The following is an 8875-nucleotide window of genomic DNA, read 5'->3' as shown; positions in this document are numbered from 1 at the left end:
TTAGACTTATAAATCGTGATGCTTGGTCAGATAGGATACCAATCCAGATACCAGCAAGTCCTAGTTTTAAAACATTAACACAGATAAGAGTTACTATAGATCTGATAAAGGTTACAGACACAAGTGCAACTCCTAACGTATATTTTACATCACCTGCGGCTCTTAGGCAACCCCCATAGATAACTTGTGATATCTGAAGGAGGACAATAATGGTCAAAAACCTTGAAATTAGAACACCCATGTCGAGTATATGATTTTCACTAAAAAATATAGAAAATATATTTCTACCGAAAAATATCATTATTAAAGAGATTATTACAGAAAATATGAAGCCTAATTCTTGGCAAGACTTGCCGAGCTTGCGAGCTTCATCTTTTAGGCCTGCCCCGAGGGCGTTGCCTGTTAGGGCAATGGCTGCTACTTGCATCCCATCACCAAAGGAGAAGGATATGCTTAGGAGGTTCATGCCTACATTATGGGCGGCAAAGGCCTCTGTACCAAGTCTTGCAGCTGTGATTGCTGTTATCATAAAACCAACCCTGGCTGATACATTTTCAACAAAGAGGTTTACGGCTAGATTTTTTATTTCACCGGCTATCTTTAGTGAGAATTTGAACTTATTCTTTGCCATGGTTTTAAAATTCATGTAAGAATCCTTGTTGATTAGGGAAATTAAGCACATAATAGTGGCGACTACAGTACCTAGGACTGTTGCAAGAGCTGCTCCTCTTACGCCCATCTTTGGAAAACCAAACTTGCCATCTATTAGTAGATAGTTTAGGCAAATATTTACGAGCGATGATACCAGGTTTGAAATAAAGGCTATTTGTGTATTGCCACAGCCTCTATGACCAGCATTTATTAGCATGGATAGGGAGTTAAAAAACATTCCTATCATAATTATTATGTAATAATCATAGGCAAGTTGGTGGGTTTCGGTATTTGAACCAGCAAAGTATAAGATTTGATTGGCAAAAGGGATCATCAAAAGATCTACTGCTATTACAAAAAATACCATTATGTATAGGGCTGTGGTAAGGGTAATATTGGCCTTATCTCTCTTGCCTTCGCCTTGGCGTCTGGCTATGAGGGCAGAAACTGCAGCGTTGATGGCAAAAAATACTGATAGGGCCAAAAACTTTGGTTGGGTTGTAAGACCAATTGCAGCTATCGCAGCTGGTCCTAGGCTTGATACCATGAAGGTATCTATGATTCCTGCTATTGACACAAAGAAGAATTCTAGGACTGCAGGCCAAGCTATTTTTAATGATTTTTTAAAATATTCTTTCCTACTTATTTCCATTCCTATCCCTCAATTAGACTTAGGTATTTTTCGATATTTATTTCGCTAGCACCAGGGTTGTCCTTATCATTGGCTAGGATTATCCTAACTATATCCTTACAGGTTTTATCAATGGCTTGTATATAGTCAAAAGATTTTAAAAGATAAGCAATAAATAAGCCATCAAATAAGTCTCCGCTTCCACCAACGTTGATATTTTCTTTTTTATAGGGGATGATATTTTCCTTGCCATCGTAATATATAACAGCAGGTTTGTCGTCCTTGTTTGCTGATGTAATTATTATTTTTTTGCCTTTTTTTGTAAGACTTTCTAGGTCTAGGTCTAAAAAATTTGCTTCAGTTTTGTTTGGAATAATTATGTCAGCTATGGCTACTAGGTCCTTGTAAGATTTTATTTTTGATTCATCAAGACCAGGATATAGGGCGCCGTCATCTCCCATGATTGGGTCAAAGACAATGGTTGGCTTGTAGTCGAGATTTTTTATAAAATCTTTTATCATATCTTTTTGCTTAGAGTTTTCTATGTAGCCAATAAAAATTAGGTCAAATTTAATGCCGAGATTTTCCCAGTTTTGTAGGCTTTCCTTGATAAAGGGATCTATATTATAAAAAGCATTTCCACCTAGGGAAAAATTATTTGCTATCATTGCAGTCGGCAGCAAAAAAACTTCACAGTCCATATAAGAGAGTACTGGGGCCATTAGCCTTGCAGCAATCTTTCCTTTGGATACGAAGTCATTTAAAATTAGTACATTTTTCATTTAAGTCTCCTTGGCTTTATTTTATTGATTTGATGAAGGATGTCAAATAATTTAAGGATAAAAAACTTTCAAGTAGTATAGTAGTGTTATGAATGAGCATACAAAAAATGTTGTTAATAAAATTAAAGAAAATAAGTATGTCAAGAAAACCAAAAAAGGTTTAGGCTCATTGATTTTCTCAAGGGCGGGACTCTTTGCCTTTTTGATTCTTGCTCAAATTTTTATCCTTATGAGTCTTTATAGGTATCTAGGTATTAACCAATACTACCTTTTTGGGGGTTCGTCCATCCTTAGTTTTATCATGCTTATGGTAATTTTAAATATTAGTGACATGAATCCTTATATGAAATTATCTTGGGCACTTTTTATTTTTGTAGCTCCAACCTTTGCCATAGTGGCTTTTTGGATGTCATATTTTAAAATCGGTTATAGGAGAGAGCACAAGAGGGTTCTTGACCTTGAAAAAGAATCTAGGATTTACCACCAAAGGTCTCTTACAAAAAAGGAACTCATGGCGACAGGAGATAAGAGGTTTATAAACCTTGCCACCTACCTTAAACATATCGGCGGATTTTCTGCCTACAAGGCTAGCAAATCTCAGTATTTTAAGCTGGGAGATACTATGTTTGAATCCATGATTAAGGATATTAAAAATGCCAAAGACTATATCTTTATGGAATTTTTTATCCTCGACTACGGATATATGTGGGGGACCATACTTGAGCTCTTGGTTGATAAGGTGAATGAAGGTGTAGAGGTTAGGCTACTAATTGACGGGTCAAACCTTATTACCAGACTTCATTCCAATTTTGAAAGCGAAATGGATGACTTTGGTATTAAATTTAGGGTCTTTTCTAAAATGTATCCAATAGTTTCAACTTATCTAAATAACAGAGACCATAGGAAGGTCATGGTTATTGATGGTAAGGTTGGTTATACTGGTGGGATAAATATAGCTGATGAATACATTAATAAGTACGAGCGTTTCGGTCATTGGAAGGATTGTGGTCTGAGAGTTGAAGGAGAGGCTGTGGAAAGCCTAGCTGTTCTGTTTCTAACTATGTGGAATGCCGCAAAAAAAGATGAAGTCATCGAAGATTTTGGCTCATATTTAGCATTCGTTAAAGAAAAGGAAGAAGATGGCTACTATATTCCTTTTGCGGATAATCCTACCGATGACGAGAGACTTTGCAAAAACATTTACCTTGATATGGTAAATAATGCTAGGGATTATGTTTACGCTATGACTCCTTACCTCATTGTGGATAATGAAGTGATTTCTGCCCTTCAAAGTGCTGCCAAGAAGGGAGTTGACGTAAGGCTTGGTATTCCTCATATACCAGATAAGAAAGTCGCATTCACCCTAGCAAAAAACCATTATCCAGAGCTATTAAAATATGGGGTGAAAATTTTTGAATACACTCCTGGCTTTGTCCACTCAAAGACCTGGCTAGCTGATGGGAAAATTGGGGTAGTAGGAACAATAAATCTCGACTACAGGGCCCTCTACCAAAACTTTGAATGTGGGGTTCTTATTTATAAATCAGAAAGTCTTAAAACCATAAAAGAAGACTTTGATGAGTTCTTTGCCGTAAGCAAACTTGTGACAGATGAAGATTTAGCAAATATGAAAACTTCGACTAAGGTTTTTGGAAAACTCCTAAAACCATTTGCCCCTTTGATGTAGGGATAAATTAAAAATCAAAATTAGACTGGTTATGCCAGTCTTTTTATTTGACAAAAATCCAAAGCTAGATATAATTATATTAAGATGTATGGTGTATGACCAAACAGTAAGGAGTTGAAATGTTTAAATTAGATCCAAATTCAGACATGGCTCTTTATATGCAGATTGTTGAGCAGACTAAGCTTGCCATAGCGGCAGGTTACCTTCAAAATGGGGATAAGTTTCCTTCTGTAAGGGAGCTTTCTAAGGAGCTTTTGATTAACCAAACTACAGTATCCAAGGCATTTAAAGAGCTATCAAGTCAAGGTATTATCAAAACCCAACCGGGCATAGGTACTATAATAAATATTGACGAAGAGAAAATCGACTTAAAGAGGGATGAGTTTTTAGGAAAACTTGAAGAAGAAATGTCCCAAGCCATTTTCCTAAAGATTTCTAAGGAAGAAATCATCGAATTGTATGAGAAAGTAGAAGGAGAGATAGATGTTATTTGAAGTTAATAATATCAGCAAGGCCTTTGGCAAGAGCCAAGTCCTAAAAGACGTATCTTTTAAGCTTTTGCCAGGCACTATAACAGGTATAGTAGGCAGGAACGGATCAGGAAAGACTACCCTCCTTAAAATCCTTTGCGGGATATATTTGGCAGATGGAGGAGAATTTACCCTTGATAAGAAAAAACTAATTGAAAATCCAAAACTAATTTCCCATATAGGATTTTTGCCAGACAGGTTTGATTATTTTAGCTTTTATAAGGCCAAGGACTTACCAGATTTTTATAAGATAAGCTACGAAGACTTTGACAGCGATTATTTCTTTACAGAAATAAATAAAAATGAAATTGACCCAAACAAAAATATCAGAAACCTCTCCAAGGGGCAAAAAAACCTCTTAGGATTAATTACAATACTTGCTTCCAAGGCTGATATCCTCCTAGTTGATGAGGTCCTTGACGGGATGGACGTTTTAAACAAAAAATTAATCTTATCCTATATCCTAGATGCCAAGGAAGAGGGAAGAACAGTCCTTGCCTCAAGCCATGACTTAGACCATTTGACTGGGGTATGTGAGGAGATTTTATATCTTTCTAAGGATGGAAGGCTTAAAAATACAAGTGTGGATACAAAAAATATCAAAAAGGTCCAAGTTGTTGTCAAAGATAAACTCCCACAGGCTTTGGCAGAAAATTCTGTCCTTGTATCTTCTCTAGGTAGGGTAAAGGTAATCCTAATTAAGGCTGATGATATGTTATTAGGAGAGTATTTGTCAGACAAAGAGATTGTCCAGTACGATATCCTAGACCTAAAGATAGAAGATTATTTCTATATGGAAGCTGGAGGTGAGATATGAAAGACTTTAGGAAATTACTCAAACTAACTTGGAAGAGATATGCAATCTGGCTTATCCTTGTCGGATTTTTCATCACCCTTTCAAACACCCTTGGGGTAAAAAGCAACTTAAAATGGGACGCTTTTCGTGTCACAGATAATGTAAGAAAAATGGAAAGGTATATTGGGGAAGAGAAAACTCATTCAGATGATCAAAAAATTGATGAAAAATATTTAAAGGAAGCAGAAAAAACTGCCCAGGCCTTTGCCAAAAAATATAAGTTAAGATATAGAGAAGAAATGTCTTATGATGAAGAATATATGGAAAAACTCGACAAAGACGACCTTTGGGAAAAACAATCTACCTATGAAGAATTTATGAGGGGCATGGAAAATCTTGATTCCTACAAGTTAGACATGACAGAAAAGCTAACAAGCTCTATGGCCCTATCCCTTGTCTTTATTATGATAATCTCAATGGGTCTTACATCAATAGAAGAATCCCTAAACTATTATGATTTCACAAGGATGCTTCCTTGGTCAAAGAAAAGGGAATTTTTGATGAAAATAGGGGTAGCCCTAGTCTTTGGCCTAGCCTTGTTTACAATAAATACCCTAATGGTTACTATTACAATAAAGGGGTCAGCCTTATCTGAAATAGCAAGCTTTGCAAAAATCGGGACTTTCCTCATGAAATCCATGATTTCTATGGTGTCAGCCTCTTTAGTGGGCGTTTCCCTAGGACTTTTGGCTGGAAATTTCCTTGGACATATCGGTCTAGGCATTATTGCCATAGGCTTTATGGAATGGTTTAAGCTCATAATATATTCTTTTTTGGCAATCTTTGGAAATACCTATCCAGGTAATTTCAATGATGCATATTATAATTTCAAAAAAGGACTATCTCCAGCTGGGCAAGTTTTCTTATCACTCATAAATGCAGATTTTGAAAAGATATCAACCCTCTGGGCAGGTCTTGCAGTAGCTCTTATAATCGCCATAGGAACTTACTTCCTAATAGGCAGATCTTCTGCGGAAAGATCTGGTTACATGGTTAAAAACAAGGTCCTATCACAAATTTGTAAGTGGGCAGGAATCCTATCCCTCACTTCCATCCTCTTTGTGATAATTGCTGGCTTAATAAGCTCTGGAGAGGGAAATATTATCCTAAGAATCCTATCCTATGCTCTTTCCCTCTTGATATCTTACAAATTATTTGATATCCTATTTAAGATAAGACTTAAATTTTAAGAGGAGAGAGTTATGGCAAAAGATAGGTTAAGTTGGAATGAATATTTTATGAGACTGGCAGAAACAGTTGCCATGCGTGGCACTTGTGACAGGGCCTATGTAGGCTGTGTCCTTGTCAATAGCGAGAATAGGATAGTTTCTACAGGCTACAACGGATCAATTAAGGGCAACGCCCATTGTGACGAGATAGGACATACCATGAGGGACGGCCACTGCATAGCGACAATTCACGCTGAGATGAATGCCATTTTGTATTGTGCCAAGGAAGGAATTTCTGTTAAAGACACAATTTGCTATGTAACCCATTTTCCTTGCCTAAATTGCACAAAATCTCTAATCCAAGCGGGCATCAAAAAAATTTACTACAGAAATGCTTATAGGATGGACGACTATGCGATTGAGCTTCTCGAGAAAAACGGCATAGAATATATCAAAATCGAAGAGAATGAAAAATGATTTTGGCAGCAGATTTTGACGGGACAATTTTTATAGACGGGAAAATTTCCCAAAAAGATATAAAAGCAATAAGAGATTTCCAGGAAGCTGGGAATCTTTTTGCTATTGTGACAGGTAGGTCTTTTGCGAGTTTAGATCCCTTAATAGAAGGGAAAATCAATCCTGATGCCCTAATTTGCAACAACGGTGGCCACATTTTCCTAAAAGAAAATGGGAAATTAAAAGAAGTTTTTAAGGCCACTATTTCAAAAGCAAAGGCCAGGGAATTTTTAAATTTTTATGGCAAAGAAATTCCTAATCAAATGGCGATTTTTACGGAAAGTGCCAAGGAAAATGATCTTAAAAATATAAATGAATCCATAATGGCCCTTGCGATTTATTCTGAAAATAAAATCCCAAATCATTTTCCAGAAGACTTTGATTTTCATTATTCTATTGGCGTTATAGATGTGGTCAAAAAGGGTATAAATAAGCAAAGAGGAATAGATTTTATCAAGGATTTTTATTCCTATGATGGAGAAATTATTGCCATAGGCGACGACTACAACGATATTGATTTTCTAAAAAATACGCCACTTTCTTACACTCTTGATTATGTCACAAATGAGGCTGTAAGAGAGGCTTGTAATTTTAGCGTAAAATCTGTGGCAGAGTTAATAGAAAATCTCATGGAGGGCATATGAAATATTCAGACGACGGCAGACAATACCATATAGGCTTAAAGAGTGAAGATATTGGTAAATATGTAATCTTGCCAGGTGATCCAAAAAGGTGCGAAAAAATTGCAGCCTATTTTGATAATCCAAAAAAAGTAGGCGATAGGCGTGAATTTGTGACCTATACTGGCTTTTTGAATGGGGAGAAAGTCTCAGTCACATCTACAGGCATAGGCGGTCCATCAGCAGCCATTGCCATGACAGAACTTGCCAAACTCGGTGCCCACACCTTTGTCAGAGTTGGCACTTGCGGAGGAATCGAACTTGGTGTAAAAAGCGGGGACATAGTGATAGCCCAGGCTGCCATTAGGGCAGAGGGAACCAGCAAGGAGTATGCTCCAATCGAATTTCCAGCTGTGGCAGATTTTGGGGTCATATCTGCCCTTAAAAAGGCAAGTGAGACCTTGGGAGCAAAGTCCCACATAGGAATCGTCCAGTGTAAGGATTCCTTCTATGGCCAACATGAGGCAGACTCCATGCCAGTTTCCTACGAGCTTACCAATAAGTGGGAAGCCTGGAAAAGGCTTGGCACACTCGCCAGCGAAATGGAATCAGCAGCCCTATTTACTGTAGCAAGCTTCCTAAAAGTGAGAGTTGGGTCCTGCTTTTTGGTAGTAGCCAACCAAGAAAGAGAAAAGAATGGGCTAGAAAACCCGGTAGTTCACGACACAGACTTGGCAATAAGAGTAGGAATTGAAGGTCTTAAAAACTTGATAGAAGCTGATAAATAAGAGTTCTCCTCTCACTATTATAGGTGGGAGGATTTTTTATTTGAAAAATTTTTGACAAGTGTTATAAACTGTTATATACTGTTATAGAGGAGAGGGAAAGCTAGTGAAGATTATTATTAAAAATGGGTCGGCAGTGCCTATTTACGAACAGATTAAAAATGCTATTAGGAATGAGGTTTTGACGGGAAACATCAAAGCAGGGGAGAAACTTCCCTCTGTGAGGGCGATGGCTCGTGAACTTTCCATTTCGATTTTGACTGTCAAAAAAGCATACGATGAGCTTGAAAGTGAGGGTTTTATAGAATCCCGCCAGGGTTTGGGGACTTTTGTTGGCAAGGAAGATCCGAATCTAAGGCTTGAAGAAAAGCAGAAAAAACTCGAAGCCGCTCTTCTTGAAGGAGTTAGGATTTCAAAAGATATTGAAATGGAAAAGAAAGATTTATTTGAACTTTTGGAATATTTATATGAAGGAGATTTTAATGACTGAAAAAATCCTGGCAAAAAATCTTAGCAAAACTTATGACAAATTCAAACTTGGACCAAATGATTTTGCCATAAAAAAAGGCTTTGTAACTGGCTTTATAGGCAAAAATGGAATAGTTAAATAAGTACATACTAAAGCCCCAGGCGTTAAATTCAACGCTT

General features: G+C 37.1%; 11 protein-coding genes. 9 read left to right on the top strand and 2 right to left on the bottom strand.

From position 1 onward, the window contains the following. Both RQ893_RS06805 and RQ893_RS06800 read right to left on the bottom strand, forming a co-directional pair. A partial coding sequence (locus RQ893_RS06805) for an MATE family efflux transporter (RefSeq protein ID WP_311482298.1) occupies positions 1-1297 on the bottom strand: 1297 nt, incomplete at its 3' end. A gap of 8 nt (positions 1298-1305) precedes the next feature. Then, positions 1306-2064, bottom strand: coding sequence for a bifunctional hydroxymethylpyrimidine kinase/phosphomethylpyrimidine kinase (locus tag RQ893_RS06800; protein WP_311482297.1), 759 nt, complete (start codon positions 2062-2064; stop codon positions 1306-1308). A gap of 88 nt (positions 2065-2152) precedes the next feature. Between RQ893_RS06800 and cls the strand changes: the two genes are divergently transcribed. From cls to RQ893_RS06755, 9 genes are all read left to right on the top strand, one after another. Beyond that, positions 2153-3751: a cardiolipin synthase gene (gene cls / locus RQ893_RS06795; RefSeq protein WP_311482296.1), complete on the top strand. Its 1599-nt coding sequence runs from the start codon at positions 2153-2155 to the stop codon at positions 3749-3751. Positions 3752-3870: 119 nt separating this feature from the next. Then, entirely contained in the window at positions 3871-4245 is a 375-nt protein-coding gene (locus RQ893_RS06790) for a GntR family transcriptional regulator (RefSeq protein WP_311482295.1), read from the top strand. Next, positions 4235-5098 (top strand): ATP-binding cassette domain-containing protein, encoded by an 864-nt coding sequence (locus RQ893_RS06785; protein ID WP_311482294.1) that lies wholly within the window; start codon positions 4235-4237, stop codon positions 5096-5098. The genes RQ893_RS06790 and RQ893_RS06785 overlap by 11 nt, the downstream gene beginning before the upstream one ends. After that, on the top strand, positions 5095-6327 hold the full coding sequence (locus tag RQ893_RS06780; protein ID WP_311482293.1) for a hypothetical protein: 1233 nt from the start codon (positions 5095-5097) through the stop codon (positions 6325-6327). The genes RQ893_RS06785 and RQ893_RS06780 overlap by 4 nt, the downstream gene beginning before the upstream one ends. Before the next feature lie 12 nt (positions 6328-6339). Further along, positions 6340-6783, top strand: coding sequence for a cytidine/deoxycytidylate deaminase family protein (locus RQ893_RS06775; RefSeq protein ID WP_311482292.1), 444 nt, complete (start codon positions 6340-6342; stop codon positions 6781-6783). Further along, a complete protein-coding gene (locus RQ893_RS06770; protein ID WP_311482291.1) occupies positions 6780-7466 on the top strand; it encodes an HAD-IIB family hydrolase in 687 nt (228 codons plus the stop codon). Before RQ893_RS06775 ends, RQ893_RS06770 begins: the two co-directional genes overlap by 4 nt. After that, entirely contained in the window at positions 7463-8230 is a 768-nt protein-coding gene (gene udp / locus RQ893_RS06765; protein ID WP_311482290.1) for a uridine phosphorylase, read from the top strand. Before RQ893_RS06770 ends, udp begins: the two co-directional genes overlap by 4 nt. Before the next feature lie 103 nt (positions 8231-8333). Then, a complete protein-coding gene (locus tag RQ893_RS06760; protein ID WP_311482289.1) occupies positions 8334-8717 on the top strand; it encodes a GntR family transcriptional regulator in 384 nt (127 codons plus the stop codon). Further along, positions 8710-8838 carry a hypothetical protein gene (locus RQ893_RS06755; RefSeq protein WP_311482288.1) on the top strand — a complete coding sequence of 43 codons (129 nt, stop codon included), beginning with the start codon at positions 8710-8712 and terminating at the stop codon, positions 8836-8838. Before RQ893_RS06760 ends, RQ893_RS06755 begins: the two co-directional genes overlap by 8 nt. Positions 8839-8875: the final 37 nt, after the last annotated feature.

Source organism: uncultured Anaerococcus sp. (genome assembly GCF_963510915.1).
In the GTDB taxonomy this organism is placed as follows: Bacteria; Bacillota; Clostridia; order Tissierellales; family Peptoniphilaceae; genus Anaerococcus.
Note: the sequence above shows the minus strand (reverse complement) of the source record. Positions and strands in the feature narration are given on the sequence as shown.

Bases quoted from the DNA above. Each gene is read 5' to 3' on its own strand.
- udp (WP_311482290.1), top strand. From the start codon at position 7,463: ATGAAATATTCAGACGACGGCAGACAATACCATATAGGCTTAAAGAGT.
- RQ893_RS06780 (WP_311482293.1), top strand. From the start codon at position 5,095: ATGAAAGACTTTAGGAAATTACTCAAACTAACTTGGAAGAGATATGCA.
- cls (WP_311482296.1), top strand. From the start codon at position 2,153: ATGAATGAGCATACAAAAAATGTTGTTAATAAAATTAAAGAAAATAAG.
- RQ893_RS06790 (WP_311482295.1), top strand. From the start codon at position 3,871: ATGTTTAAATTAGATCCAAATTCAGACATGGCTCTTTATATGCAGATT.
- RQ893_RS06755 (WP_311482288.1), top strand. From the start codon at position 8,710: ATGACTGAAAAAATCCTGGCAAAAAATCTTAGCAAAACTTATGACAAA.
- RQ893_RS06785 (WP_311482294.1), top strand. From the start codon at position 4,235: ATGTTATTTGAAGTTAATAATATCAGCAAGGCCTTTGGCAAGAGCCAA.
- RQ893_RS06800 (WP_311482297.1), bottom strand. From the start codon at position 2,064: ATGAAAAATGTACTAATTTTAAATGACTTCGTATCCAAAGGAAAGATT.
- RQ893_RS06770 (WP_311482291.1), top strand. From the start codon at position 6,780: ATGATTTTGGCAGCAGATTTTGACGGGACAATTTTTATAGACGGGAAA.
- RQ893_RS06775 (WP_311482292.1), top strand. From the start codon at position 6,340: ATGGCAAAAGATAGGTTAAGTTGGAATGAATATTTTATGAGACTGGCA.